This window comes from Dokdonella sp. GW821-FHT11D02 (assembly GCF_058808595.1).
Window position 1 is genome coordinate 435,842 of record NZ_CM179520.1, and the last position, 26,617, is coordinate 462,458.

Consider the following 26,617-nt stretch of genomic DNA (forward strand, 5'->3'; position numbering starts at 1 on the left):
ACGGCAGCGACATGCGAGCGCCGCCGCGGCCGCCTAGGCTCGACCTCGGCCGCGTATCCGCCGCGCCGTCTTCCTTACTCCACCCGGAACCCCGATCCTCATGCGCAAGAGCTCGATTGCCCTCGGTCTCGCGGCCGCGTTGTCCGCCGCCGCGACCGTCTCCAGCCACGCTGCCCCGTCCGCGCCGCCGCGTGCCTCGTTCCATCCTCTCGCCACGGCGCAGCCGGCCGGCGGCAGCGCGATCCTGTACGGCCAGAGCGGCGACTACGACAGCGCGGTGTCGGCGATGACCTCGACCGCCGGCAACCCCTCGTTCGCGGCCGACGACTTCAGTGTCGGCGACGTCAACGGCTGGACCGTCAGCGCGTTCCATTTCGCGCTTTCGTATTCCAACAGCTTCTTCGGCCCGACCCACTTCACCTACACCGTGCACGTCTATGCCGACGCCGGCGGCAAGCCCGACGACAGCGGCGCGCCGCTGTGCGCAGCCGACGATCTCGACGGCACGCTCGACAATCCGCCGCCGTTCGCCACGCTCGGCGTGACCTTGCCGGTGCCGTGCTTGCTGCCGCAGGGGCATTACTGGGTGATGCTGCAAGCCAACTCGAACACCGATTCCTCGATTCCGTTCAGCCCGCAATCGGCCTGGCGCAGCTACGCGGCGACCCCGCCGCCGGGCGATCTGCCGCAATGGCGCAATCCGAGCGGCAGCACCTGCCCGAGCTGGGGCGCGACCACCGTTTGCGGCTGGCCGACCGCCAGCGCGCTCGGCTTCGAGGTCGTCGGCACGGTCGGCGGAGGCGGCGGCAACGGCCTCGAGTTGACGCTGACGGTGGCGCCGGACAACGGCGATCCGACTCAATGCGGCAGCGCCACCAGCCTCAGCGCCGTGGTCGGCGACAAGCTCAACCTCTGCTACACGATCAGCAATCACACCGGCGTCCAGCTCGACTACCACGGCCTGGTCGATTCGCTCGGCGGCCAGCTGTTCTCGATGCAGAACGAGCCGCTGGCCGACGGCGCCAGCCGCCAGTTCAACCGCCTCGTCACCGCCGAGCACGCCGCCGACGGCACCCTCACCAGCACCTGGACCGCGCAAGACGGCCGTCTGCCCGGCTACGACTACGACGACAGCGGCGCGTCGAACTTCGTCGACATCCGCGCCACCGGCACGCCGGTCGCCGACGATCTCGGCAACGACAGCACGCGCGGCATCGATATGCCGTTCTCGTTCAACTTCTTCGGCACCACCACCAATCAGCTCGGCGTCTCCAACAACGGCGGCCTGTTCGTCGGCATGGTGCGGCCGCTCGATGCGGTCAACACGGCGCTGCCGAACGCAGGCCTGCTCGGCCCGGTGCTGCTGCCGCTGTGGGACGACTTCGACGCCAGCAGCGGCGGCGTGGTCTACCAGACGCTCGGCGATGCGCCGGCTCGCCGCTTCGTCGTGCAGTGGTACGACCGCACCCACTACGACGGCGCGCAGAACAGCGACGGCGCGACCTTCGAAGTGGTGTTCGACGAGGCCAGCGGAACCTTCTCCTACGAATACGACGACGTCGACTACAGCGCCATCGGCGGCGGCGACGATCCGGCCAGCTGCAACGGCGGTCTGTGCGCCACCGTCGGCTTGCAGCAAGACGCGACCTACTACACGCAGTACTCGTTCGACACCGCCTCGCTCGCCGCCGGCAAGTCGATCGTGTGGCGGCCGCGCACGATTCCGGCGCCGTTCGCAGCGTCGGCGCAGATCACGCTCGACATCGGCGCGCCGGTGGTTTCGGTGGCGCCCGGCGCACTGGTCGCTACGGCCGCGCGCGGTGCGGTCGCGACCACGCAGTTCACGCTCGGCAACGTCGGCGATCGCCGGTTGGACTGGAACGTCGATCTCGCCGGCAGCGACGGCGCCGACGCGCAGGCGCATTTCCCGCCGATGGCCTACCACGCACCGGCGGCGACGCCCGCGAAGATCGCCGCGCTGACGGCCGCGCCCACGGCGATGGCGGATGCGGCGCGCGTCGAGCGCGCACCCGGCACGCTCGGTGGTTCCGCGTTGGCGGCAGCCAGCGTGCCGGCGTTCGCGCTCGGCGGTTACGGTCCGACCGGCGGCATCAATCCCGCCTACACCGCCTTCATCTCCTTCGATGCGGTGTCGCCCGATGCATTGAATCTGCTCAACGGCATGCCGCTGTGGCCGTACGCGGGCGGCGCGTTCGCCGACAACGACTTCAGCCACGAATACGTGATCGATCGCTACGGCAACGTCGACTCCATCGACACCACCACCGGCATGCGCACGGCGGTCGGATCGAACGGCGGCAGCGGCGTGTGGTTCACCGATCTGGCCTGGGACGCCGCCACGCACACGATGTACGCGACCGCCTGGGATCCGGTCGCGACCACGATCAGCTATTTGTATACGGTCGATCTGGTCAGCGGCACGGCCAGCCAAGTCGCGCGCGTCGACGGTGTCTATCTTGCCGGCGCCACCTTCGATCCGACCGGACATCTGTATGCGATCGATCCGCTCGGCGACCAGCTGATCGCCTTGGACAAGCGCAACGGCCTCTGGCGCGGCATCGGTCCGATCGGCTTGGACGTTTCCTCCACCGCGAACATCGACTTCGATCCGCGCACCGGACTGATCTGGTACGCCGGCCATCCGCTGCCGCCGAGCCCGGCGGTGCCGCCGGCGCCGGCGATCTACACGATCGACAGCGCGACCGGCCGCGCCGGCGAAGTCGGGCCGGTGGTCGAAAGCATCGATCTCGTCGCGTTCGCGCTGGCAGTGCCGTACGCCGGCTGTTCGCAGGCGAGCGAGGTGCCGTGGCTGACGATCACGCCGGCCAGCGGCACGCTCGAAGGCGGCAACGGTGCGCGCGTGACCGCCACGTTCGATGCGAGCGATCTCGCGGCCGGTGTCTATCACGCGAACCTGTGCGTGCGCAGCAACGATCTCTCCAACCGCATCGTCGGCGTGCCGGTCACCTTCACCGTCAGCAGCGGCACGCAAGGCGACACCTTGTTCGAGGACGGTTTCGAAGCACGCTGAGACCTGCGACCGGCGCAGCCGAACGCTGCGCCGGTCTCGCACGGTGACTTCTGGCGCAGGCGCGGACGCTTCATCCGTGCAACAAAGCGTTCAGTTTCCGTCCCGGAGGTCTCATGCCGCTGCGTCGTTGTCTTTCCCTTGCGATCCTCGGTGCGCTGGTCGCGCCGAGCGCGTTCGCCGGCACCAAATTGCTGCGTTTCCCCGATGTCTGCGGCGACAAGGTCGTCTTCACCTACGCCGGCGATCTGTGGACCGCATCCACGCAAGGCGGCACCGCGGTGCGTCTGACTGCCGGGCCCGGGCTGGAACAATCGGCGCGCTTCTCGCCCGATTGCTCGACCATCGCCTTCACCGGCGAGTACGGCGGCGACGATCAGGTCTACACCATCGCGGCCGGCGGCGGCGAACCGAAACAGCTCACGTTCTATCCGGCGCGCGGCCCGCTGCCGCAGCGCTGGGGCTTCGACAATCAAGTCTACGGCTGGACGCCCGACGGCAAGTCGGTGCTGTTCCGCTCGTGGGAGCAGTCGATCAGCGAATCCAATCCGCGCCTGTACACGGTGCCTGCGCTCGGCGGTCTGCCGACCGCGCTGCCGATGCCGGTCGCCGGTGTCGGCCGCTATTCGCCCGACGGCAGCAAGATCGTCTACTCGCCCAAGTACCGCGACTTCCGCACCTGGAACCGCTACGTCGGCGGCTGGGCACAAGACCTCTACATCTACGACTTCGCGGCGAAGTCGGCCAAGAACATCACCAACGATCCGAACACCGATCGCGATCCGGTCTGGATCGACGATGCGGTGTATTTCCTCGCCGACCGCGGCGAGCATCTGAACCTGTATCGCTACGACACCGGCAGCGGCGAGACCAAGCAGCTGACCGACTACAAGAACGTCGACGCGCGCTGGGCCAGCGGCGACAGCAAGGGCCAGGTCGTGTTCGAGGTCGACGGCGAATTGCACGTCTACGACACCAAGGCGAACAAAGACAGCGCGCTCGACATCACCGTGCCGAGCGATCTGGTGCGCGCGCGTGCGCAAGAACGCAGCGTCAAGGACAAGATCGAGGACTACGCGCTCAGCGCGAACGGCAAGCGCGCGCTGTTCACCGCGCGCGGCGAAGTGTTCAGCGTGCCGCTGAAAGACGGCATTACGCTCAATCTCACCCACACGCCCGGCGCGCACGAGCGCCAGGCGGAGTGGTTGGCGGACGGCAAGCGCGTCGTCTACGTGTCCGACCAGAGCGGTGAGGAAGCGATCTGGGTGCGCGACGCCGACGGCACCAACGCCAAGCAGCTGACGCAGGAAACCTTCGGCCGCCTGTATTCGCCGCGCTGGTCGCCCGACGGCACGCGCATCGCGTTCGTCGACAGCGCCAACAACCTGCGCATCGTCGCCGCCAGCGGCGGCCCGGCGCCGGTGATCGCGCACGAGCTGGCCTATACGCGGCGCGACCACACCTGGTCGCCGGGCGGCCACTATCTCGCGTACTCGCTCAGCGACAAGGACGATATCAAGCCGCGCCTGTACGTCTACGATCTCGCCGCCGGCAAGAGCGTGCGCGTGGGCGACGCGCGCTTCGATGCGTACTCGCCGACCTTCTCGCCCGACGGCCAGTACCTGTACTTCCTCGGCAACCGCGAGTGGGCGCCGCAGCTGTCCAACATCGAATGGAACTTCGCCGCCAATCGCAACAGCGGCCTGTTCGCGTTGGCGTTGCGCAAGGGCGTGGCCAATCCGTTCGCGCCGCGCAACGACAGCGCCGCGGCCGAAGATAAGAAGGAAGGCGAGGGCGACAAGAAAGACGAAGGCAAGCCCAAGAGCGCCGCCGAGATCAACGACCGCATCGACTTCGACGGCATCGACGCGCGCCTGGTGCGCTCGCCGATCGGCCCGGACAATATCGACGGTTACGAGATCACCAAGAAGGCGATCCTCTACGTCGTCAGCGACGCCAACTACTACGGTCGCGACGGTGCGTTCAAGAGCAAGCTGAAGTCGTGGTCGTTCGAGCAGCGCAAGAGCGAAGACGTGTTCGAAGGCGTCGACGGCCTGGCGGTCTCGCGTGACGGCAGCACCGCGCTGATCAAGAACGACGGCGCCTACAAGTGGGTCGACCTCAACGCCGGCAAACCCGAACCCAAGGACGTCAAGACCGACGGTCTGTTCGCCCTGGTCGATCCGAAGGCCGAATACGCCGAGATCTTCCGCGAAACCTGGCGCCGCTACCGCGACCATTTCTACGTGCACAACATGCACGGCTACGACTGGAACGCGATCCGCGCCAAGTACGAGCCGATGCTGACCTGGGTCGGCGACCGCAGCGATCTGAACTACCTGCTCGGCCAGATGGTGGCCGAACTCAACGTCGGCCACGCCTACGTCAGCGGCGGCGACATCGGCCTGCCGCCGAAGCCGAACGTCGGCCTGCTCGGCGCGCGCTTCGAACTCGACGCGGCCAGCGGCCAATACCGCATCTCGAAAATCCTGCAAGGCCAGAACGACGAGGAGCGCTACCGCTCGCCGTTGACCGAGCTCGGCACCGAGGTGAAGGAAGGCGACTACGTCGTCGCCATCAACGGCCAGCCGCTCTCCGCCAACGACAGCCCGTTCCGTCTGCTGCGCACCGCGCCGGGCCAGCTGGTGCAGCTGACCGTCAACGGCAAGCCCGGCAGCGAGGGCGCGCGCACCGTGCTGGTCAAGCCGATCGAGAGCGAGGAGTCGCTCAACTACTACGCCTGGGTCAGCCACAACCGCGAGTACGTGGCCAAGGCCAGCAACGGTGAGATCGGCTACCTGCACATTCCCGACATGGGCGCCGACGGCATCCGCGAATTCATCAAGTGGTACTACCCGCAGCTGCGCAAGCAGGGCTTGGTGATCGACGTGCGCGACAACGGCGGCGGCAACGTCTCGGCGATGGTCATCGAGCGCTTGTCGCGCAAGGTGCTCGGCCTCGACTACGGACGCAACGTCGACTTCACCGGCACCTATCCGAACGAGACCTTCCTGGGTCACCTGGCGGCGCTTTGCAACGGCACCACCGCATCGGACGGCGACATCTTCTCCTACATGTTCAAGCGCTCCAAGCTCGGACCCTTGATCGGCGTGCGCACTTGGGGCGGCGTGGTCGGCATCACCAGCTGGGGTCCGGTGATCGACGGCGGCGACGTCTTCGTGCCGCAGTTCGCCAGCGCCAGCAGCGAAGGCCAGTACGTGGTCGAGGGCCACGGCGTCGACCCGGACATCGTGGTCGAGCAGGACGTCGCCGCGCAGCTGCAAGGCAAGGACCCGCAGCTCGATCGCGGCATCGAGGAGTTGCAGAAGGCGATCCAGGCGGCGCCGGTCAAGCTGCCGCCGCGTCCGGCCGATCCGATCAAGGCGCCCGACAGCATGCGCGCGAAGGACGCGGCGCCGAAGTAACGCGATGCAGGACGCGTCCCGGCAGCGTCGCCCTCAACGGCGACGCTGCACCGGGCCGCACAGCGACGCGCTGCGCCGGAGCGCGACGTCGTGCGAATTGTCACCCAGGCAGTCGAGGTATTTCTTTTCCTCTTCGCGAGTCGCGGCCACGGGACCGGCTCCGACGTGCTCGATCGTCCTCGCGCCGATCTTCCAATCGATCGTCACCACGCCTTGCGCCTCGACGGGTACGCCGTAGCGCTCGCCCGGCCGATACGTGTAGGCCAGCGCGGCGGCGACCGAGGCGTCATCCAGGGACGGTGTGCCACTGGATCGATGAACGCGGGCATCGACCGGCCGTCCGTCCGCGGCGATCGTGACGACGACGTCGACGCTACCCTCTTGGCCGGCTCGAAATGCCGCCGCGGGATAGTCCGGAATGACTCGCTGTTTGACGCGCGGCGAGCGGAAGCGAGGACCCGTATACGTCCCGTTGCCGCGCAGGGCGAGCGAGGCTTGCGCGGCGTCTCCGCTCAGGCTCGCTGCGGTGGCGTCCTGCGATTCTCGGCCGACTTCGATCGGCGCACTGGCCGCGGGTGCGACCACGCTTTGCCTGGGTTGTCGGTCTGCCGTCCGGCGCGGCGAAGCGGCGACGCTCCTGTGCGGAGCGGCCGGTCGCCGCACGACCGGAGTCGCGGCCGGTCGTTGCGGCAATTGCTGAGCGAGCGGCGGTTCCCACAAATGGACCAGGACCATGCTCGCCGTGATCGGCAGGTCCGGTCGGCTCCAACCCGCGCTCAGCAACCAGAGGATCAGCGACGCGTGAACCAGGACGTCGACGATTGCTGCACGCCAGTCGAGCGGCGTGCGCCCGAAGCCGATCGATGAGCTGTAACCCAGCACCATGTCGACGCTCCCTCGACGAAGGACGCGTCGATCATAGACCCGCCGGCGCTGCCGCGCAGAATCCGAGGCGGTCTCAGGCGGAGCTGACGTCGCGCAGCGTCCAATGCTTGCCGATGAGCAAGGTCATGCGGTGCTGGATGATCGCGTGCGCCAAGGTCGTGATGACGGTGACGCTGACGTGTACGTCGGACTGATGCGCTTCCACCGTTGCCGCCGGATCGTTCTGGCCGAGTGCGGGATCGACCGCATCGGGATCGGCCTGCATCGCCTTCCAGCGCTGCCACAAGGTCGGCTCGCGCAACGATTGCTGCAACAACGTCGCGAAGCTTTCCGCCGAACCGCCGCTGAAGGAGAGTTCGTGCGATTCGCCGCGGGCCTTGGGCAGGTCGTCGATCGAGAAAATGAAGCGCTGTCGGGTAGCCATGGCATTCCTGCGTGGGGAGTGCCCGCCAGTTTATCAGCGCCGTGTCAGTGCGGTGACATCCAACATGTTCGGCGCGTGCCCGGGCGCGTACTCCAGCACGCCGAGCAGCGGCGCATCGAGGCGCGCGCGCAAGGTGGCGAGATTCTCCTCGGCGTGCGACATCGCCGGATCGATGCGGTTGGCGATCCAGCCGAGCAGGCTGCAGCCGTCGGCGCGAATCGCGCGTGCGCTCAGCAGCGCGTGATTGAGACAGCCCAGGCGCAGGCCGACCACCAGGATCACCGGCAGCTCGAGCGCCTGTGCGAGATCGGCCTGCATCAACGAATCGGACAGCGGCGCCATCCAGCCGCCGACGCCTTCGACCACCACGCAGTCGGCCTCGCGCGCGAGGCGCGTGTAAGCCTGGCGAATCGGATCGAGACGTACCTCCGTGCCGGCTTCGCGCGCGGCGATGTGCGGCGCGATCGGCGGCGCGAACGCGTACGGATTGCATTCGGCATAGGCCGGTGCCGGCGCGCTCGCCGCGATCAAGGCTTCGGCGTCGTCGTTGCGCAAGCCCTCCGGCGTCATGCGGCAGCCGCTGGCGACCGGCTTCATGCCGCTCGCGCGCGTATCGTGCGCACGCAGGCTCGCCAGCAGCGCGACGCTCGCATAGGTCTTCCCCACACCGGTGTCGGTGCCGCTGACGAACACGCCCCGTGTCATGCGCGCTCCGCAGTGGCGAGTGCGCGCTGCACGCGACGGCGCAACAGGATCGCGGTCGGTATCAGCAGCAGATAGCTCAGTCCCGGCAGCCAGATCGTGCCCGGCCGTTGCGCGAACGGCAGGGTCGCGGCGAGTGCGGCGGAGAACAGCGCGATCGCGGCGAACGCCGCATTGCGCAGGACGTGCTGGCGCGTCGTCAGTGTTTCGACCGGGTCCAGACCGATCGCGGTGCGCAGCGCGTAGGCGTGCCGATAGAGCAGCGCCAGCACGACCCAGATCGCGAAATAGCCCAAGCCGAACACCACGAACGCGGCGCGCAGCTCGAATTCGCTGTCGATGCCGATCGCGCGCTCGGCCAGCCAGCCGCCGCTGAGTCCGGCGAACATCAGTGAAAACAAGAGTCGCAGCGGATAGACGAAGATCAGCACCAGCAACACCAACAGCAGGCTGAGCGAGACCGCGCGGCCGTCTTCGAGATCGTAGTGGCGGCTCCAGTCGCGATGGCTCTTCCAGATGCGCGCGATCAAGAGGAAGCAGATCGCGAACGTCGGCATGCCGCGCAGCGCGTCCAGCATCTGCGGCACCGACTCGGGCACGTGGCCGACCGAGATCACCACCAGGGTCACGGCGAACGCGAACGAGGCGTCGACGAAACCTTCCAGCCGGGTCGGCTGGTGACGGCGCACGGTGAACACACTCGCAGCGGAAGCCATCGGCGGCGGACGGAACGGCGCACGCGATCCGTGCCGGCGCAGCATAGGCAATACCGTCGGGGCGGCAAAGGGTAGAATGGCGGTCTTTCCACCGTCGCCCGTTCCGATGTTCACCGCCACTGCGCCGCGCACCGACGACAAACCCGCGCTGTATGCCGAACTCGGCCAGCAGATGAGCGGCCTGTTGCACGGCGAGCGCGACCGTATCGCCAACGCGGCCAACTTCGCCGCGCTGGTCTGGCACGCGCTGCCCGACATCAACTGGTGCGGTTTCTATTTCTTCGACGGCCAGGAACTGGTGGTCGGGCCGTTTCAAGGCAAACCGGCTTGCGTGCGCATCGCGCTCGGCAAGGGTGTCTGCGGCACCGCGGCCGCTACGCGTGAAACGCAAGTGGTCGAAGACGTGCATGCGTTTCCCGGCCACATCGCTTGCGACGGCGCGTCCAATTCGGAGATCGTGGTGCCGTTGTACGATGGCGATCGTTTGATCGGCGTGTGGGACGTGGACAGTCCGAGCCTGGCGCGCTTCGACGCCGACGATCGTGTCGGCATGAAAGCTTTGTGTGCGATCTTCCTGCATTCGATCGCATGAGCCGGCGCTGGAGCAAGAACGCCAACTGGGGATGACGACAATGAGCAGTCGCGACACCAAGATCCGCAACGTCGGCCCGAAGTCGGCCGCCTGGCTGCGCCAGGTCGGCGTGCGCACGACCGAGGATCTGGCGCGCATCGGCCCGGTCGAAGCGTTCCTGAAGGTCAAGCGCGCCGGCTTCCGGCCGAGCCTGAACCTGCTCTACTCGATGGCCGGCGCACTCGCCGACTGTCACTGGGCCGAACTGCCCGAAGCACACAAGCAGGAACTGTTGTCGACCTTGGAGTCGGCCGAATCGGCCAATCCGATCCGCACGCGCTGGGAAAAGCAGAAAGCCGCGAGCGAGCCGGCGGTCGTGCGCAGCCACGGCAGCAGCGACGGCGAAGCCACCGAAGAGACGGCGAGCAGCAGCTTGTTCGACGATCCCGATCGCGACGAAGGCGGCGCGCACGCCGAGGTCGAACGCGACATCAGCCGCTTCGACTAGAAGCCCGTCCGGCTAAACGCCGCGCACGGCCGCATAAGCGCGCGCGTCCTCGCGCCAGCGCGGCGTCGCGCGGATGGTCGGCAGCACGTCTTCGACGCGTTCGACCAGCGACCACATCGCGAGATGATCGCGATTCATGAAGCGCTGCTCGACGATCTGCTCCATGAAGCGCTGCAAGGGCTGGTAGAAGCCGTTGACGTCGAGCAGAACGATCGGATTGAAGTACAGCCCGAGCCGCTTCAAGGTCAGCGCTTCGAACAATTCCTCCAGCGTGCCGCTGCCGCCGGGCAGCGCGATGACCGCGTCCGATCCGGTCAACAGCCGATGCTTGCGCTCGCGCATGTCCTCGACCACTTCCAGATTGGCCACGCCCGGGTGCTGCCATTCGACCTCGATCATGAAGCGCGGAATGATGCCGACGACCTCGCCGCCGGCGGCGAGCGTGGCGTCGGCCAAGGCGCCCATCAGCCCGATCGCGCCGCCGCCGTAGACGACCGTGCAGCCGGCCTCGGCCAAGCTGCGGCCGAGCGCGGCGGCGGCATCGTGGTAGACGCGATCGCAGTGCGCGCTGGAGGCGCAGTAGACGCAGACGCGCATGCAAACTTCTCCGTCGAACGGCGCCATAGCGTAGCGGGTCGGCGCCGCGATTCCACGCCTGCGAGCGTGCGCGAATCGACAATCGACCGTCATCCGCCGCGGCTATAGTGCGCGCGCGTTGCGTACGCACTGTCATTCGGGGAGACACCATGAAGAAGCTGCTTTCCGTCGCGGGCGCGCTGGCGCTCGCGTCCGCCGCCGTGCCGGTACAGGCCTGGCAAACCACCATCGTCGGCGGTCCTTCCTTTCAGCAGAATCTGGCGCCCGGCGCCGCGCTGGTCGCCGATGCCGGCGGCAAGGTCTGCCTGCTCAGCAACGACCGCGATTTCAGCACGATGGGACTGGCGCACGTCTACGGCTTCCAAGCCGCCGACGGCACGCCGGCGCCGTGGCAAACCTCGATCGGCTCGCGCGAGCTGACGACGTTCGGGATCGACTGCCGATCCGGCACGCCGATCCTCGGCTACTCGGCCTATGACGACTACGACTTGCGCCGCTCCAGCCGGCTGATCGGTTTCATGCCGATCGCCGGCAACCTCGGCCCGAGCTTTCCCTTGCCCAGCCTCGGCGCGATCGAGCCGGTGCGCGTGGGCGTGGACGCGGCACGGCATGCGGTGATCCAACGCGACAAGATCGGCGGCAGCGCGATCGATCTGCAAGCCTACGATCTGAACACCTTGTCGCCGTTGTGGCAGGCCAACATCGCGACGATACCGCTGTCCTATCCGCGCGTGCGCGAGATGCAGGTCGCGGCCGACGGCTCGATCACTTTGATCGGTACGGGCGATGAAATGAACACGCCGCGCATGGGTGTGTTTCTACTCAAGTACGACGCCAACGGCGTAACGATCGGGCCGGCCTTCCAGTTCGGCGATCCGGTCTTCGCGCAGGTCGGCGAGATCGCGCTGTCGCCCGGCGGCGTCGGCTACGTCGTGCGGCGCGATCGCGAATTCCTGCGCGATCAGTTGCTGCGCCTCGATGCGCAGATGCCGTGGGGCATGCCGCTCGACATCGGCTGCTGCAATGCGCGCAAGGTGCATGCGATCGCGACGCTGCCCGACGACGGCGTGCTCGCCGCATCCGCCGATGCCTTCGGCTGGGGCAGCTTGCTGTCGCGTTTCCGTGCCGACGGTTCGTTGCGGTGGAGCACCTATGGCGTTCCGCTGGATTTGCCGGGCATGCAGCTGGTCGGTCTGGTCGGCGATCGCGCCGGTCGCGCGCTCGCCGTCTTCACCGAGCCGACAATGCCCGGGCCGCCGCAGGCGCTGCGTACGCTGCGCCTGCGCGCGTATTCGGACACCGGCGTGGAAATCTGGACGCGCACGATCGACAACGTGCGCTTCGATGCCGGCACGCCGCTGCGCGCGGCGGTCAGCTCCGACGACATCGTCGTGCTCGCCGTCAACGTGTTCGACTACAACGCCGCCGCGTCGGGCATCCTCGTACAAGGTTTCAGGCTGGACCAGAGCCAGCCCTGATCGCGCCGGCTGTCGGAAAGAGCGGCGTTGCGCCGCTCTTTCCGGTACCGCTTATCGCTCGGGACAGTTGGGAACCGGGCAGACCAAGCGGCAGCACGCCGAGGTCGAACCGGGATTGTTGAAGCACTCTTCGCAATCGCTGGGCGAGCAGCACGGCAGCGCGAACGCGCTGCTGATGCCGAGCCCGAACGCGAACGCGCAACCGGCCAACAACAAAGCCAATCTATAGCTCGCTTTCATGCGGAACTCCTCCACGGTCGAAGTGAGCGCGGCGGCCGCTCCGTCGGCCGGCGGGCCCGTGAGTCGAATCGGCATGTCGTCGTTCGGCTCGTTGCGGCCGCGCTCCGTTCGCGGCCGATCCTGCTCGCGCGAGGTCGGTCAACGACGCAGCGCGGCCAGCGATTCGCGCATGAGGTTCTCGCGAAAACCGACGATGCGTTTGTCGCCGATGAAGATCTGCGGCACGCCGCCGCCGCCGAGCGCGTCGAACTGCGCTTCGGCCTCGGCCGACTGGTCGACGACGAAGTCTTGGAAATCCACGCGCTCCTGCGTCAAGAGTTCGCGCGCCTTTCGGCAGTAGGGGCAGGTCGAGGTCGAGAACATGACGACTTGCTTGCCGCTGTGGCGGTACAACGCGTCGTAGTTCCCGCTCGTGTAGGCCGCTTGCGGAAACAGGGTGTCGTAGGCGCCGCGCAGTTTCGGTCCGAGCCAAAATCCCGCGCCGAGAAACAAGGCGAACAGGGCCACGCCGAGCGCCGATTTGAGCGCGGCGGCGATCCATCGGCCGCCGGAGGCGGGTGCGTTCCCGGGCGCTTCGCCAGGCGATGAAGACCTATCCATTTCTTCTCCGCGCGTTGCAGATGCTGGCCGGTTGCGGCGCCTACGATCGATGGCGCGATCGCGCGGCATGCCTTACGACGCGGCCCGCGTCGGCGACGGTACGACGATCGATCGCAGCGGAATGGGAACGGCGACGCAGAATCGCGTGCCGCGCTGCAGCAGGCGCGGTGTCGTGTCGGCGCGGCTGAGGGATCGGGATTGCCAGTCGAGAATGGCGGCCCGCGAAAGCGGGAATCGCTATGCCCGCGTTCGCGGGCATAGCGTCGGATGGAGTGGCTCGGCGTTGCGCTGGCGCCGCCATGCGGCGCCCGATTCGCAGCGAACGCTCGATCGCCTCAGTCGAAACCGTCGGCGAAAATGCGGTCACGGCAGGCGAACACCTGCGCCGGATCGACCAGCACGTTGAACTCGGTGCCGAGCGGCATGCCCTCGTAGGCGAAGATCGTCCAATGGCCGTCGCTGGTGTAGGCCACGTCGTAGTGGCCGGCGACCGCCGTGCCGTCGAACAGGCGCGTCACGATCGGCCGCGCGCACGGCGTGCCGTCGAGCAGCGGATGATCGAGGTACAAGGTGGCCGAGCCTGGCCGGTTCGCCGGCGTGGCGGCAACGCGGAATGCGTTCGGGCTCGCTTCTTGCGCGTACACGCTGAAGCCGGCGCCGACCGGTATCGCGCCGCTGTCGGCGAGGTCGATATTGGCGAGGAACCACGAACCCGGCCCGCCGAAGGCGAGATAGAACACGCCGATCGGATGCGCGTTGTAGGCGCCGCCTGCGCTGAAGTTCTGCGTCGCCAGCACGATGCGATCGGGCAGGTTGTTGACGCTGCCGTCGTCGAGGCGCGAGGTCCAACCCGAAATGCTGTCGGCGCTGGCGCGGTGGCGGAACACGCCGCTGCCCGGCGCCGGCACGAACACGTTGAAGTGCGCGCCGAGCGGCATCGCGTTGGCGGTGTCCTGATTGAACACGCTCCATTCGCCGCCGGAGTACCAGGTGCCGAACGGATGATCGTAGGCGGTGCCGCCCGGCACGCTGCCGGCGTTGAAGTTCGGCGTGACGAACAGATCGGCACTCGGCGTGCCGTCGACGGCGGCATCGGCGAACCAGCTGATGTGACCGCCGACGTTGCTGCTGTTCGCCGTGTGCAGGAAGCCCATGTCGCCCCATTCGTAGGCGCCGATGTCGGCGCCTTCGCGCTTGAAGCGGCGCAGGCCGTCGGCGTCGGTGACCGGCAGCGCGTTGAAGATCAAGCCGAGGCCGAGCGTGCTGCCGTCGGCGGCATCGATCGCCGGCGAGGCCGCGCTCAGTCGCGGATATTCGTCGCTGACCAGCGCCGCCGGCGCGGTGATCGTGTGCGCGCCCGGTGTCAGATTCAGCGTGGTGCCGTTGAGCAGGTTGTAGTCGTTGTCGAGGCCGGTGGCGATGCCGGCATTGAGGTATAGCGCGCGTTCGGCGCGCACCAGATTGTTCTTGACCAGACCGTCGACCTGCGGAGTGGTCGCGCCGTCCCAATTGCTCGCCAAGATGCCCGTGCGTACGCGCGTGACGGTGTTGTTGATCAGCTGTACGTCGATGTGACCGTTGTTGGGCACCAGGCTGATGCCGGTGCCGCCGTCGCCGCCGTTGCCGACCACGACGTTGCTGTAGACGCGCGCATCGAAGCTCACCGCCGTGCTGCTGAACAAGCCTTCGGAGAGGAAAATGCCGGCGCGCGCGAAACTGCCGCGCACTTCGTTGCCGTGCAGCTTGACCGTGCCGCCCGAGCCGGCGCCGGCGTAGTCGACCAAGATGCCGGCGCCGTCGACCCAATCGCCGCTGCCGGTGCTGGCGATGTGGTTGTAGTACGCACTCGCATCGAGCATGCCGCCGCGCGCGGCGAACGTCACCAGGCCGTCGTTCAACGACGCCGGCAAGCCGCTGATGCGGTTGTCGTACAACATCGCTTCGACCGTGCCGCCGTTGGCGACGATGCGGATGCCGTTGCCGGTTGCGCCGGGCGCGCGCGTCAGCACCAGTTCGCGCAAGTCGACCGTGGCCGTGCCGCTGCCGTAGTTGTTCAGCATGACCCAGCCGTTGTCGAAGCGGAGGCGGCTCAGCCGCAGCGTGATGTTCGTGCCGCCACCCGCGTCGTCGGCGAGCACGCCGGCACCGAGGAATCGCGGTTGGTAGCCGTCCGCTGCGGCCAGCGTGAGGCGGCGGCCGCGCATCGCGACGCTGTCGGTGATGGGTGTTTCGGTCGTTATTTCGATGCGATCGTCGTCGGCGGCCGCGTCGATGCAGGCTTGCAGGGTGCCGTTGCAGGGGGCAGCGCCCGGCCAGGTGCGGGTTGCGGCCGCGGCCAGGCCGGCATGGATCGCGGCGAGCGCGAACAGATAACGCAGGAACGACATGGAAGCTCTCTCCCTCGGGGCTTGGCCGTGCTAGCGCAAAACGGCGGCGGGAGAGGACAGGGCTCAGGACAAACAGTCAGCGCAAGGTGCGGCTGGCGACGCTCAGCTCCTCCGGTGCGAACGGCAAGGCCGTGACGGCGGACTGCGCGGTGTGCACGGCTTCGTCGGCGCCGTCCGCGCGCGTCGCGCGCAGGCAGCGCGCGCGTTCGACTGCGAGCCAGGCGCGATCGACGCGGCCGGCCGCACCGGCGCCGGCGAGTTCGCGCTCGGCCGCCGCGAGCTGCGGCAAGGCGCCGGCGCAGTCGCCGCGTGCGGCAGCGATGCGCGCCGCGACCAGGCGCAGCTTGCCCAGGCGCGGATGTCCGGCCGGAAACGCGCGCTCGCCGGCGGCCAGCGCCGCAGCGGCCTCGCGTTGTGCGGCGTCGAGCTGGCCGTTCTGGCGCAGCGCTGCGGCGAGCGCGGCCTGCGCTTGCACGCTGTCTTGATGCTCGGCGCCGAGTTTGGCCGCGAGCAGTGCGTGTGCCGCGCGCAGCTCTTCCAGCGCGGCGTCGCTGCGGCCGCGCTCGGCCAGGGTATTGCCGAGTCCGAGCTGCGCGATGCCGACGAGGTAGTGCTCGGCACCGACTGCGGTGATCGTCGTCGCCACCGCCGCGCGCGCATTCGCTTCGGCCGCCTCGTAGCGGCCGGCGCTGCGTTGCATCGCGGAGAGGTTGTTCAACATCGTCGCGACGGTCGGATGTTGCGCGCCGTAGGCCGCGCGCGCGACCTGCAAGGCCTCGTCGAGGCGTTCGATCGCAGTGTCGAGATCGCCTTGCTCGTAGGCGATCACGGCGAGCGAATTGAGTCCGTTGGCGACGCTCGGATGATTCGGTCCGAGCGCGGCTTTCTGCAACGCGACCGCGTGCGTGATGCGCGCGGCGGCAGCAGCGAGGTCGCCCTGCCGGCGCAGCGCGGTGCCGAGATTGAATTCGCTGTCGGCCGCATCCGGATGCTCCGGCCCGAGCAGCTCGCGCCGCGTCGCCAGTGCTTGCTCGAACAGCGTCGCGGCCGCTTTGGCGTCGCCTTGCTGCAACACCACCACGCCCAGATCGTGTTCGACCGCGGCGGTCTGCGTGTGCAGCTCGCCGCTGCGCGCGCGACGCAGGGCGAGCGCTTCGCGCAAGGTCGTCGCTGCGCCGTCGAGATCGCCGGTGCGGAAGCGGATGCCGCCGAGCGCGGCCAGCGCGCGCATTTCGGTTTCCGCATCGTGCCCGCGTGCGCGCTCGAGCACCGCTTCGGCCAGCGTGCGCGCATCGGGCAAGGCGCCGCGCTCCGATTGCACCTCGGCCAGGCGCAGCTCGATCTCGCCGCGTCGCGGCGGCGAGAGCGCCAGCGCGGCGCGCAGCTCGCCCTCGGCCGCTTCGTACTGGCCTTGTGCGGCCAAGGTGCGGCCGCGTTCGAGCAGAGCGGCCGCGCGCGTCGGTGCATCGCCGGCGTTGGCGAGCGCGCGCCGGCTCAACTCGTCGGCGCGTGCGTACGCGCCGAGCTGGCGATAGGCGCCGGCCAAAGCGGTCGACAATTCCGCTTCCAATTCGGGCTGCGTCGCCAAGGTTTCCGACAGCCGCAACGCGCCGCGATCGAGCAGCTCGCGGGCCGACACCGTGCGGCCCTTGCTCTCGTCCGGGGTAACGCCGCCGAACAAGGCCAGCATGAAATCGCGCGCGGCGTCGGCGCGCTCGGCTTCGGCGCGCGCGACTCTCGCCTGCCACGCCGTCGCGCCGAGACCGGCCACGATCGCCAGCGCGAACGCGCCGGCGAGCGCCAAGCCGATGCGGTGGCGGCCGACGAATTTCCACGCGCGATAGCGGCGCGACGGCGCGCGTGCGCGGATCGGCACGCCGCGCGCGTGACGTTCGAGGTCGGCCGCAAGTTCCGCGGCGCCGGCATAGCGCTGGGCCGGATCGCGTTGCAATGCCTTGGCCACGATCAGATCGAGTTCGCCAACGAGGCGCCGGCGCAGTGCGGGCGGATCGCTCGCGCGCGCTTGCGCCGGCGCAGCCGCCGCGGCGCCGGTCAGCGCGGCCGACGGCGCGCGCAGGCTCGCATCGCTGCGCCAGTGCGGGCGGCTGCCGGTCAGGAGCTCGTGCAGCAGCACGCCGAGCGCGTAGACGTCGGTGGCGGTTGTGATCGCGCCGCCCGCGCTTTGCTCGGGCGCGGCGTAGGCCGGCGTCAACAGGCGCGCTTCGGTGCGCGTCGCCTCGTCGCCGTCGTCGAGCAGTTTGGCGATGCCGAAGTCGAGCAGCTTGAGCGCACCGTCGCGGCGCACCAGGATGTTCGAGGGTTTCAGATCGCGATGCACGATCAGGTTGCGATGCGCGTAGTCGACCGCCTCGCAGACCTGGCCGAACAGGCGCAGGCGCGCGCCGAGATCGAGCCGCTGTGCGTCGCAGTGGTCGGTGATCGGCTCGCCGTCGACGTATTCGAGCGCGAACCAAGGCACGCCTTGTTCGGTCAGCCCGCCGTCGAGCAGGCGCGCGATGTAGGGATGATCGAGCCGCGCCAGAATCGCTCGCTCGCGCGCGAACCGTTCGCGCGCATACGCCTCGTGCAGACCGTAACGCAGGATCTTGATCGCGACGCGCTGCGCATAGGCGCCGTCGGCGCGCGTCGCCGCGAACACGCTGGCCATGCCGCCCGCGCCGATCGGTGCGCCGACCTGCCAAGCGCCGAGGCGCTGTCCTTCCAGCCCCGGTTCGCTGCCGATCAGCGCCGCGGCGAGTCCGCCGCTGCCGCGGTCGAGCGGCGTCGCCCGTTCGGCGCGTTCGAGCAGTTCGCTCAGCGCGTCGCGCAGTTCGCTGTCGTCGATGCCGGCGAGAAAGTCGGCGCGCTCGCTGCCGTCGAGCTCGTAGGCACGATCGAACAGCGGCCCGAGTTCGAGCCAGCGCCGCTCGATCGCACCGGCGCCGCTCATCCGATCGCTTCTTGCAGAAACACGCGTGCGCGCGCCCAGTCGCGCACCACGCTGCGCGCGACGATGCCGAGCGCGGCGGCGGTTTCCTCGACCGAAAGACCGGCGAAGAAGCGCAGCTCGACCACGCGCGCGAGGCGCGGTTCGAGCGCATCGAGCCGATCCAGTGCGTCGTTCAGCGCCAGCATTTCGGCGGCGGCGTGCGCGACCGGGATCTCGACCGCGTCCAGATCCAGCGGCGTCTCGTTGCCGCCACGCTTTTGCGCCAGGCGCCGGCGTGCGTGGTCGACCAGAATGTGGCGCATCGCGGTGGCGGCGTAGGCGTAGAAGTGCGCGCGGTCGTTGAAGCCGGGCACGCCGTCGGCGAGATTCAGCCAGGCCTCGTGCACCAGCGCGGTCGTGTCCAGCGTCTGCGCCGCGCGCTCGCCGGCGAGCTGGCGCCGCGCCAGCTCGCGCAGGCGCTGGTAGACCTGCGGCCGCAAGGTCGCATCGAGGTCTGCCCCATCGTCGCGCGGGGGCGTGACCGGATCGGGATCGCGCATGAGGGCTCCGTTGACGGGCGCATGCTAACCCAGGCGGGCACCGGCCGCGGCGCGGCCTCGTCAGCGCGGGCTGCGTTCGAACGCCGCCAAATCCTGCTCCAACCGCCATTGCAGCCGCGCTTTCGGATTGGCGTTCAGAAACCGCATGCACGCCGAACTCGGAATATCGATCGAGGCCGCGCAGGCGGCGACGCGCGCACCGCCCGCTTCGGAATCCCATAAGCTCGCCCCTGCGAGAAACGCGTACTGCAGGCTGTCGCGCGCGATTCGCTTGAGGTCGAGGTAGCGCAGGCCGTGCTGCTCCGCGGCGCGCTGGTATTCGTGGGTGAGGTCGCTGCGCAGGATGCCCTGGTCATCGGTCGACAGCACGATCGGAACGCCGGCCTGCCGATACAGCGCGAGCGGATGGCGCGTGCCCTCGACGCCGAGGATGACCGCATTGCTGCTCAGGTTGATCTCGACCGCGATGCGTTCTCGCGCCATACGCTGCAGCAAGGCCGCCGCGTCGGTTTCGTAGCCGATGTCGACACCGTGGCCGATGCGGCGCGCGCCGGCGACGGCGACGGCGTCGTGGATGTGGAAGCGCAGGTCGGGCGGCGCGACCAGGCCCAGTTCCAGCTCGCCGGCGTGCAGCGACATCGGCACCTGCGGGTACTTGGCGTGGAAGAACGCCAGCATGCGCATGTGCAGGGCGTAGTCGCGCAGCGAGATCGGATCGTGCTCGGCGCCGGCGATGTTGACGCCGACGAAGCGGCGGTCGGCCTGCACCAGCGCGAACGCGAAGGCGAGTTCGGCGAACACGCGCGCCGGCGGCTGGTTGCGGCGCGCGGCGGCTTGGTAGCCGAGTTCGACCGCGCACGATGGCGCCGGCGTCGCGGTGCCGCAGCGGCCGAGCGTGGCGATCTCACTTTCGTAGCGATCGAATTCGGCGCGTCCCTGCGCGAGGGCGCCGGGTAGGAGCGGCGCGATCTGCGTGAACGCCGCGGCGAAGTCGATCGCATCGTCGGCATCGGCCGCAGCGAGCAGCGGCTGCGCCGTGCGCGGCTTGGCCATTACTTCGACGTAGGCGACGCGGTCGCGTGCCGCGCTGTCGCGCACGGCGGCGAGCGCACGACCGCTGTTGCCTTCGGCCGCTGCGCGAAACCCCTCGAACGCGGCGAAGAAACGCTCGTACCCGGGAACCGACGCGGCCGCGCCGCCGCGCTCGAAACCGCGCGTCGACAGCGCGTCGACGGCACGCGCGTACAGCGTCGGGTTGGCGGCGAGATCGCGTGCCGGCACGCGCGCCGGCGCGGAGCACGGCGGCGCGACGATGTACGCACGCTCGGTCTCGATGCACAGCCCTTGCTCGGCGGCCCAGCGCAGCCAGTCCTCGGCGTAGACCGAGCCGCCGATGTGGCTGTGCAGGTAGGCGCCCTTGGGCATCGCCTGCAGGAACAGCCGCAGCGCCGGCGCGTTGCCGACGATGCGATCGAAATAGGCGGCGGTGCGCGCTTGGGCGTCCGGCGGAGGCGGCTCGGCTGCGGCCGTCGCGCAGGCGAAGGCGAGCAACACAGCGCACGCCTGCCTGCGCGCGTGCGCCATCTCAGCGCGCTTCAGGCACATGTTCGGCATAGCGCGGCCACTGCCCGGCGAGTTCGTGCACGACCTTGCTGCCGACTCGATACGCCGCTTCGTACGCCGGCAGGCCCTTGCCGGCATGCGTGGCGCTGGCCGAAGCGAAGCTGCTGCGTCCGGGCGGCGCCATCGTGTAGTTCGCCGCCGTGCGCAGCACCAGCACGCGCTTCGCGTCCGCCGCACCCATGCGATCGAGGCGCGCCATCGCAGCCATGATCGAGGAATCCTCCATGTCGCTGACCGTGAAGGTGGCCGTGCCGCCGGTGTACAAATGCACCCAGTCGCGCGCCCACTGCGTGTCGGCTCGGCCATGCCAATACTGATTCGAGGCGAGGCTGGCGCCGAGGCGCACGCGCGGCGATTGTTGCGCGGACGGGAATCCGCTCCAAGCGGCGCGCACGCGCGCCATCTCGGGCGAGTCGTACAAGGCGACCTCGTGCGTCAGCGCCAGCGCCCATCGCGTCAAGCCGGGGTTCGCCGGAAACACTTGCGCGTAGCGTGCGAGCGGGCCGTAGTCGAGCTTTTCGTCCGGCAGGCGGCCGGCCTGGGACGAACGGAACGGATAGCGGCCGTAGGGCCAGTTGGCCGGCGCCTCGCGCGAGTCCATCGATCTGGCCAGATCGTTGACCACGGTGTCGACCCACACCGCATCGCCGATCGCGCCGATTTTAGGGTCGATGCCGGCGACGCCGGCGACCAGCCAGTACGCCTTGCGCACGTCGAAGCGCGGATCGAACGCGAGCGCCATCACCGAGGCACCGGCGTTGACCAAGCCCATGCCGCTGACCATCGCGACGATCGAATGGTCGGCCGTGCTGCGCAGCGGGCGCACGCCGCCGGGAAAGTCGATGCGTTCGCTCAGCGGCTCGCGCTCGACCCACAGCTGCAGTTCGCCCGGCGCATCGCCGCTGTCTTCGCCGTTCTCGTAGGTCGTCACCACGACGACGCGAACCGGCCACGGCGCGTTCGCCGCGGCCGCGGCGATGCCTGCGTTCGGCGCGATCGAACTCGCCGCGAGCCAGGCGAACAGCAGTGCGAATCGTGCGGGCGGCATGGCGATCCTCGTCGGTTCGCGGCGAAGCGCGGCGGCGCCCACGCAGCGCATCGGCGCAGGATCGCATCAGCGGATAGCAGGATATGACAGCAGCATTTTGCGTCGGCGCTACGGCAATTGCGCGCTCGCTGCTCGAATGACGCTGCGACGCGCTCCGCTACGCCGCTGCGCTCGTACGGCGCGCGCACGGCTTGCGCGCACACAGCGCCACGCCGTCTTCGGCGATGCGCAGCAGCCGGTTGTACTTGCTCATGCGCTCGGCGCTGCGCACCGAGCCGACCTTGATTTGACCGGCGTCGGTGCCGACGGCGAGATCGGCGATGAAGTCGTCCTCGGTTTCGCCCGAGCGCGCCGAGACGATGGTTGCGTAGCCGTAGGCGCGCGCCGTGGCGAGTGCTTGCAAGGTGCCGCTCAGGGTGCCGTTCTGGTTCGGCTTGATCAGCACGGCATTTGCGGCGGCGCCGAGGAAGCCGCGCTCGATCCGCTGTGTCTGGGTCGCGAAAAGATCGTCGCCGACCAGTTGCGCGTGGCCGGCACGTGCGGTGAGTTCCTGCCAGCCGTCCCAATCGTCTTGATGCAGCGCGTCCTCGATCGAAATCACCGGATAGCGGCGCAGCCAGTCCTGCATCGTCGCGATCATCTCTTCGCGCGACAGTTCGCGCCCTTCGCGGCGCAGCTGATAGCGACCGTCCTGGAACAGCTCGCTGGCGGCGACGTCGATCGCGATGGCGAGATCGACGCCGGGCTCGTAGCGCGCGCGGCGGATCGCCTCGACCATCAGCTCCAGCGCCTGCTCCGCGCGGGCGAAGCCGGGGCTGAGGCCGCCTTCGTCGGCGAGCAAGGTGCTGAGGCCGCGTTCGGCCAGCAGCGTGCCGGCCGCCTCGCGGACTTCGAGCACCATCCGCAGCGCTTGCGCGTAGTCGGCCGCGCCGAGCGGGACGACCAGAAAATCCTGCACGTCCATGCTGCGCCCGGCGTGCGCGCCGCCGCTCAGGATGTTGACCATCGGCAGCGGCAGACTCGGCTGCGCGGTCTGCGACAGCTCGGCGAGGTAGCGGTACAGCGGCAGCCTGCGTGCGTGCGCGGCGGCGCGGCAAGTCGCGAGCGAGGTCGCCAGCACCGCGTTGGCGCCGAGCCGGGCGAGATTCTGGCTGCCGTCGGCCTCGCGCAGGCGCGCATCGATCGCCGCTTGTTCGGCGCCGTCGCGGCCGGCCAGGCACGCGGCGATCTCGCCGTTGGTCTGCGCTACCGCCTTGCTCACGCCGCGACCGCCGTACGCGGCTGGGTCGCCGTCGCGCAGTTCGCGCGCTTCGTGGCGGCCGGTGGAGGCGCCGGCCGGTGCGGCGGCGCGGCCGCGCGCGCCACCGGCGAAGGTCACTTCGACTTCGATCGTCGGGCGGCCGCGCGAATCGAAAATCTGTCGTGCGTGAACGCTTTCGATGCGGGTCGTGCTCATGCGTTTGCGCCGATCGATAGGAAGGGAACCGCTGCCGGTTCGCGCACGAGCGCGGTAGCGAAGGATTTCACGTCGGCCAACGGCAGCTCGTCTCGATACTCGACCGGCGAGTCGCCTTCCAGCCGCGCCAGCAGCAGGCAGCCGAGCTGGCGCACGAAGTCGGCGTCGAGCACGGCCGGACCGTACTCGCGGTAGCCGGCGAGAAACCGCAGCGCGGCGGTGTGAAACAGCGCCGCCGGCGCGCCGCGCCGATACGATTTCAGCAGCAGGTGCGCGAGGCAGAACGCGACGTCGAAGCGCGCGTCGCCCCAGTGCGCGACTTCGCAGTCGAGCACGACCACTTCACCGCCGTCGACGAGCAGGTTCTTCGGGCTGTAGTCGCCGTGCACGAGCGCGTTGCGCGTGCGTTCGAGCTGCGCGATCGCCGCGGCGATCTCGGCAGCGAGCGCGGGATTGCGTGCGGCGACACGTTCGAAGAACGGCTTGATGCGCAGCTCGACGAAGATGCGGCGGTCGTCGAACTCCGCCGCGAAGCGCACATCGCGCGCGGAGCGCGTGTGCAGCTGGCCGAGCAGGATTCCCGCCGCGTGCGCGCTGGCGCAATCGATGCGGCCGGCGAGCAACTGCTGTTTCCAATTCAAGTAACGCGGCGCGATGCGTTCCATCGCGAACTCGTGTTTCGCCTCGTCGCACCAGAGCACGCGCGGCACATGCGTGGGGCCGAGCAGCTCGGCCAATGCGCGCAGGCCGCGCACTTCGGTAGCCGAGCGCGCCGGATCGCAGAACCAGTCGGCCTGCACGCGCAGCTTCGGCAGCGCGCGCTTGACCACGATGTCGCCGTCGGCGCCGTGCACGATGCGGATGTCGCTCGACACGCCGCCGGCGAGCGCGTCGATGTCCTCGCCGGTGCGAGCGGCGCCCGGGCTTCGCGATCCGGACGCCGTCTCTTGCTTCGATGCGGCGCTGCGATCGTTCAAGGCGTGACGTCGGTCGAGACGACCACGCGGCCGAGCACGTTGCTGCCTTGCACGATCTCGATCGGCACGATCGCGCGTCCGAGCTTGGGGAAGCCGGCCAAGGACAGGGTGCCGTTGACCGTGCTGCCCGCGACGGCCGTCACGCTGACACTGCCGTAGTCGCTGCGGAAGGTGATCGCACCGCTCGGCGCACCGGCGGCGGCGCCGTTGACCGACACCGCGATCGACAGCGCCGTGTTGCGCACGACGCTGGCCGGCGCACTCGCCGCGAACGCCGGCGGCGCGGCGACGCTGGCGCCGGTAATGCCGCTGCCGTCGAGATAGACCGGATCGGGGCCGAGGCTGAGGGTGACGAGGCCGGCCGTCGGCGTCAGCGTGGTGACGCGACCGTCCCAGCGCGTCAGGGTGACCGCGGCCGTGCTCGACAGCGCGAGTGTGGTGTTGCCGGCCGGCGCCCAGGCGATGCGGCGGCTGGCCGAGCCGTTGGCGAAGCGGATCGAATAGACGCCGCTGCCCCAGCTGTCGCTGCTGGCGTAGCTGTAGCCGGCCAGGCTGCGCGCGAGCACCGAGTAGGCGGTGAAGCCGGGTTTGGGCGCGACGATGCCGGCGCCTTCGCCGATCTCGTGCAGCATGCCGAAGCGGCACAGGCCGTTGCCGGCGTCGGCGCAATCGTCCATCAGATCGTAGAACTGGTATTGCGTCAGGCCCGCGCGCAAGGCCAGCGCCGCGTCGCGCACGACGTACTGCGCCTGCTCGACTTCGGTGACGATGCCGGTGAAGGTCGGCCAGCCGGTTTCACCCAGCCACAGCGGCATCGTGCTGCCGCCGGGATAGCTCGCGACCAGGCTGCGGATCGCGTTGATAGCGAGATCGTTGTTGCCTTCCGGCGGCGTCACCACCGGCCAGGTGTAGTTGTGGAACGCGAGCGCGTCGATGTAGGCGAGCGCGCCGAGGTCGAGCAGGCGCTTGAGCCAGTTGTACGAATCGGGCGTGCTGCCGGTCCAGTCCTGGGTGAAGCCGCCGGTGGACGCGCCGATCACGCGCGCGCCGGGTACGGCGGCGTGGATCGCGTTGGCGGTCGGCACCAGCAAGGCGTAGTAGCAATCCGCGCTGGTACCGCAGGCGCTCGTGTTGGTGGCGGCGACGTTGAATTCGTTGAACACCTCGTAGTCGACCTTGCTGCCGAAGTGACTCGCGGCCGCGGCGGCGTAAGCGGCATAGGCGGCGAGGCCGCCGCTCGTGCTCGGCGTGAGGCCGCCGTCGTAGAGCGGGTTGGCGTAGCCGAGCACCATCACCGGGCGAATGCCGGCACCGACGAAGTAGCCGACCAAGGCGTCCTCGGCCGCATCCCAGGTGTACACGCCGGCGCTCTTTTCGACCTGCTCCCAGCGCAGGTCCAGACGCACGTTGGCGAGGCCCCCCGCGGCAGCGGCGCCGACGTGCGCAGAAGTCGCGCTCCACGGATGCATGGTCGCGCCGAACGGGTTCGGCTTGGCGCTGTTGTTGATCCAAGCATTGTTGACGACGCTGAAGGCCGAATCGGCCGCGGCGCCGCTCGGCGTACTCAAATGCAGCGAATACCAGCCGGGTCCGACCGATGGCAGCACGATCGTGCCCGGACCGCCGCCGGTGCCGACCGAGCCGCTGCCGACGCTGACGCCGTTGAGATCGGCCGCGACCCAATTCACCGTCGACGCGGTCGAGGCGACGCTGAGCCAGGCACCGCCGGCAGACAGCACGGTATGGCTGGGCGAGAGCAGGGTGATCGAATCGGTCGAGGTTTCGAAACCCGCGTTGGCGAGCAGATTGGTGCTGGTGCCGTCGCGCACGACGATGAGATCGTCGAACCACAAGGTGCCGACGTTGACGCTGTAGAAGCCGAGGCTGAGAGCCGGCTCGCTCGGGCCGGTGGTGTAGTTCCAGTTCATCTGCTGCCAGCCGTAGGTGCCGGTCGGCGCGCAGGTGAGGGTAGCGAAATTCTGGTTGATGCCGAAGCAGTTGCTGATGCCGGCGGCGACGCCGCTGCCTTTGACCCACGCCGAGAGGTGGTACAGCGTGGAGGGCTGCGCCGGCACGGTCTGGAAGTAGCCGCCGTTGTTGGGCGCGAGCGAGGTCGTGTTGACGAACTTCAGCGACTGCGCGCCGCCGTGGAAGGTGCTGGTGTCGGCGGTGAGCGTCACGTCGGCGCCGGCGGCGTACGGCGTCCAATTCGGAAACACCTGCGATTGCGCCAGCGTCGCCTGCGCGAACGGACTCCACAGGCCGCCCGCGGCGAGCGCGAGTACCGGCAAGAGGCGCGCGGGAAACACGGTGCCGGCGCGAGGACGTACAGCCTGCATGCGAAGCATGAGCGACTCCTTCGAAATGGGCCGCCGAGCGGCGGGGCGCGATTAGGTCATTGCGCGGCGCTCGCAGCCACGCGCCAGTTGATGCCGATCAGAT

20 protein-coding genes are annotated in these 26,617 nt (G+C 69.0%); 5 read left to right on the forward strand and 15 right to left on the reverse strand.

Going from position 1 to position 26,617, the window contains the following annotated elements; translation table 11 throughout:
* Positions 1 to 100 precede the first annotated feature (100 nt).
* Both AC3QL3_RS01840 and AC3QL3_RS01845 read left to right on the forward strand, forming a co-directional pair.
* Entirely contained in the window at positions 101 to 3,052 is a 2,952-nt protein-coding gene (locus AC3QL3_RS01840) for a BACON domain-containing protein (protein ID WP_492896552.1), read from the forward strand.
* Between the two features lie 113 nt (positions 3,053 to 3,165).
* Positions 3,166 to 6,474: a S41 family peptidase gene (locus AC3QL3_RS01845; RefSeq protein WP_492896553.1), complete on the forward strand. Its 3,309-nt coding sequence runs from the start codon at positions 3,166 to 3,168 to the stop codon at positions 6,472 to 6,474.
* Between the two features lie 33 nt (positions 6,475 to 6,507).
* On the opposite strand, the gene AC3QL3_RS01850 is transcribed toward AC3QL3_RS01845, so the two are convergent.
* The 4 genes from AC3QL3_RS01850 to AC3QL3_RS01865 all read right to left on the reverse strand — a co-directional run bounded on the left by AC3QL3_RS01850 (position 6,508) and on the right by AC3QL3_RS01865 (position 9,201).
* Entirely contained in the window at positions 6,508 to 7,359 is an 852-nt protein-coding gene (locus AC3QL3_RS01850) for an energy transducer TonB (protein WP_492896554.1), read from the reverse strand.
* Positions 7,360 to 7,432: 73 nt separating this feature from the next.
* On the reverse strand, positions 7,433 to 7,783 hold the full coding sequence (locus tag AC3QL3_RS01855; RefSeq protein WP_492896555.1) for a hypothetical protein: 351 nt from the start codon (positions 7,781 to 7,783) through the stop codon (positions 7,433 to 7,435).
* A 33-nt stretch (positions 7,784 to 7,816) separates the two neighbouring features.
* On the reverse strand, positions 7,817 to 8,488 hold the full coding sequence (gene bioD / locus AC3QL3_RS01860) for a dethiobiotin synthase (protein ID WP_492896556.1): 672 nt from the start codon (positions 8,486 to 8,488) through the stop codon (positions 7,817 to 7,819).
* Positions 8,485 to 9,201 carry a TMEM175 family protein gene (locus tag AC3QL3_RS01865; protein WP_492896557.1) on the reverse strand — a complete coding sequence of 239 codons (717 nt, stop codon included), beginning with the start codon at positions 9,199 to 9,201 and terminating at the stop codon, positions 8,485 to 8,487. The genes bioD and AC3QL3_RS01865 overlap by 4 nt, the downstream gene beginning before the upstream one ends.
* Positions 9,202 to 9,307: 106 nt before the next feature.
* Between AC3QL3_RS01865 and AC3QL3_RS01870 the strand changes: the two genes are divergently transcribed.
* Positions 9,308 to 9,793 (forward strand): GAF domain-containing protein, encoded by a 486-nt coding sequence (locus tag AC3QL3_RS01870; protein WP_492898836.1) that lies wholly within the window; start codon positions 9,308 to 9,310, stop codon positions 9,791 to 9,793.
* A gap of 40 nt (positions 9,794 to 9,833) precedes the next feature.
* The gene (locus AC3QL3_RS01875; RefSeq protein WP_492896558.1) at positions 9,834 to 10,280 is read left to right on the forward strand and encodes a TfoX/Sxy family protein; all 447 of its coding nucleotides are present in this window, start codon (positions 9,834 to 9,836) and stop codon (positions 10,278 to 10,280) included.
* A 12-nt stretch (positions 10,281 to 10,292) separates the two neighbouring features.
* Here AC3QL3_RS01875 and AC3QL3_RS01880 read toward each other — a convergent pair whose 3' ends face one another.
* On the reverse strand, positions 10,293 to 10,877 hold the full coding sequence (locus AC3QL3_RS01880; RefSeq protein WP_492896559.1) for an LOG family protein: 585 nt from the start codon (positions 10,875 to 10,877) through the stop codon (positions 10,293 to 10,295).
* A gap of 149 nt (positions 10,878 to 11,026) precedes the next feature.
* On the opposite strand from AC3QL3_RS01880, the gene AC3QL3_RS01885 reads away from it, so the two are divergent.
* A complete protein-coding gene (locus AC3QL3_RS01885) occupies positions 11,027 to 12,355 on the forward strand; it encodes a hypothetical protein (RefSeq protein WP_492896560.1) in 1,329 nt (442 codons plus the stop codon).
* Between the two features lie 51 nt (positions 12,356 to 12,406).
* On the opposite strand, the gene AC3QL3_RS01890 is transcribed toward AC3QL3_RS01885, so the two are convergent.
* From AC3QL3_RS01890 to AC3QL3_RS01935, 10 genes are all read right to left on the reverse strand, one after another.
* Entirely contained in the window at positions 12,407 to 12,670 is a 264-nt protein-coding gene (locus tag AC3QL3_RS01890; protein ID WP_492896561.1) for a hypothetical protein, read from the reverse strand.
* Positions 12,671 to 12,733: 63 nt separating this feature from the next.
* Positions 12,734 to 13,195 (reverse strand): glutaredoxin family protein, encoded by a 462-nt coding sequence (locus AC3QL3_RS01895; RefSeq protein WP_492896562.1) that lies wholly within the window; start codon positions 13,193 to 13,195, stop codon positions 12,734 to 12,736.
* Positions 13,196 to 13,530: 335 nt separating this feature from the next.
* Positions 13,531 to 15,582 (reverse strand): DUF7452 domain-containing protein, encoded by a 2,052-nt coding sequence (locus AC3QL3_RS01900; protein WP_492896563.1) that lies wholly within the window; start codon positions 15,580 to 15,582, stop codon positions 13,531 to 13,533.
* A 76-nt stretch (positions 15,583 to 15,658) separates the two neighbouring features.
* Positions 15,659 to 18,532 carry a serine/threonine-protein kinase gene (locus AC3QL3_RS01905; protein WP_492896564.1) on the reverse strand — a complete coding sequence of 958 codons (2,874 nt, stop codon included), beginning with the start codon at positions 18,530 to 18,532 and terminating at the stop codon, positions 15,659 to 15,661.
* On the reverse strand, positions 18,529 to 19,071 hold the full coding sequence (locus AC3QL3_RS01910) for an ECF-type sigma factor (RefSeq protein ID WP_492896565.1): 543 nt from the start codon (positions 19,069 to 19,071) through the stop codon (positions 18,529 to 18,531). The genes AC3QL3_RS01905 and AC3QL3_RS01910 overlap by 4 nt, the downstream gene beginning before the upstream one ends.
* Positions 19,072 to 19,131: 60 nt before the next feature.
* A complete protein-coding gene (locus AC3QL3_RS01915) occupies positions 19,132 to 20,625 on the reverse strand; it encodes an adenosine deaminase family protein (RefSeq protein WP_492896566.1) in 1,494 nt (497 codons plus the stop codon).
* A 31-nt stretch (positions 20,626 to 20,656) separates the two neighbouring features.
* On the reverse strand, positions 20,657 to 21,742 hold the full coding sequence (locus tag AC3QL3_RS01920) for a purine nucleoside permease (RefSeq protein WP_492896567.1): 1,086 nt from the start codon (positions 21,740 to 21,742) through the stop codon (positions 20,657 to 20,659).
* A gap of 157 nt (positions 21,743 to 21,899) precedes the next feature.
* Entirely contained in the window at positions 21,900 to 23,198 is a 1,299-nt protein-coding gene (eno, locus tag AC3QL3_RS01925; protein ID WP_492896568.1) for a phosphopyruvate hydratase, read from the reverse strand.
* Positions 23,195 to 24,175 carry a phosphotransferase family protein gene (locus AC3QL3_RS01930; protein ID WP_492896569.1) on the reverse strand — a complete coding sequence of 327 codons (981 nt, stop codon included), beginning with the start codon at positions 24,173 to 24,175 and terminating at the stop codon, positions 23,195 to 23,197. The genes eno and AC3QL3_RS01930 overlap by 4 nt, the downstream gene beginning before the upstream one ends.
* Complete coding sequence (locus tag AC3QL3_RS01935; protein WP_492896570.1) at positions 24,172 to 26,523, reverse strand: hypothetical protein; 2,352 nt, start codon at positions 26,521 to 26,523, stop codon at positions 24,172 to 24,174. The genes AC3QL3_RS01930 and AC3QL3_RS01935 overlap by 4 nt, the downstream gene beginning before the upstream one ends.
* Between the last annotated feature and the right edge of the window lie 94 nt (positions 26,524 to 26,617).

Bases quoted from the DNA above. Each gene is read 5' to 3' on its own strand.
- bioD (WP_492896556.1), bottom strand. From the start codon at position 8,488: ATGACACGGGGCGTGTTCGTCAGCGGCACCGACACCGGTGTGGGGAAG.
- AC3QL3_RS01905 (WP_492896564.1), bottom strand. From the start codon at position 18,532: ATGAGCGGCGCCGGTGCGATCGAGCGGCGCTGGCTCGAACTCGGGCCG.
- AC3QL3_RS01895 (WP_492896562.1), bottom strand. From the start codon at position 13,195: ATGGATAGGTCTTCATCGCCTGGCGAAGCGCCCGGGAACGCACCCGCC.
- AC3QL3_RS01910 (WP_492896565.1), bottom strand. From the start codon at position 19,071: ATGCGCGATCCCGATCCGGTCACGCCCCCGCGCGACGATGGGGCAGAC.
- AC3QL3_RS01845 (WP_492896553.1), top strand. From the start codon at position 3,166: ATGCCGCTGCGTCGTTGTCTTTCCCTTGCGATCCTCGGTGCGCTGGTC.
- AC3QL3_RS01840 (WP_492896552.1), top strand. From the start codon at position 101: ATGCGCAAGAGCTCGATTGCCCTCGGTCTCGCGGCCGCGTTGTCCGCC.
- AC3QL3_RS01920 (WP_492896567.1), bottom strand. From the start codon at position 21,742: ATGCCGCCCGCACGATTCGCACTGCTGTTCGCCTGGCTCGCGGCGAGT.
- AC3QL3_RS01880 (WP_492896559.1), bottom strand. From the start codon at position 10,877: ATGCGCGTCTGCGTCTACTGCGCCTCCAGCGCGCACTGCGATCGCGTC.
- AC3QL3_RS01870 (WP_492898836.1), top strand. From the start codon at position 9,308: ATGTTCACCGCCACTGCGCCGCGCACCGACGACAAACCCGCGCTGTAT.
- AC3QL3_RS01865 (WP_492896557.1), bottom strand. From the start codon at position 9,201: ATGGCTTCCGCTGCGAGTGTGTTCACCGTGCGCCGTCACCAGCCGACC.
- AC3QL3_RS01850 (WP_492896554.1), bottom strand. From the start codon at position 7,359: ATGGTGCTGGGTTACAGCTCATCGATCGGCTTCGGGCGCACGCCGCTC.
- eno (WP_492896568.1), bottom strand. From the start codon at position 23,198: ATGAGCACGACCCGCATCGAAAGCGTTCACGCACGACAGATTTTCGAT.
- AC3QL3_RS01875 (WP_492896558.1), top strand. From the start codon at position 9,834: ATGAGCAGTCGCGACACCAAGATCCGCAACGTCGGCCCGAAGTCGGCC.
- AC3QL3_RS01890 (WP_492896561.1), bottom strand. From the start codon at position 12,670: ATGCCGATTCGACTCACGGGCCCGCCGGCCGACGGAGCGGCCGCCGCG.
- AC3QL3_RS01885 (WP_492896560.1), top strand. From the start codon at position 11,027: ATGAAGAAGCTGCTTTCCGTCGCGGGCGCGCTGGCGCTCGCGTCCGCC.
- AC3QL3_RS01935 (WP_492896570.1), bottom strand. From the start codon at position 26,523: ATGCTTCGCATGCAGGCTGTACGTCCTCGCGCCGGCACCGTGTTTCCC.
- AC3QL3_RS01900 (WP_492896563.1), bottom strand. From the start codon at position 15,582: ATGTCGTTCCTGCGTTATCTGTTCGCGCTCGCCGCGATCCATGCCGGC.
- AC3QL3_RS01855 (WP_492896555.1), bottom strand. From the start codon at position 7,783: ATGGCTACCCGACAGCGCTTCATTTTCTCGATCGACGACCTGCCCAAG.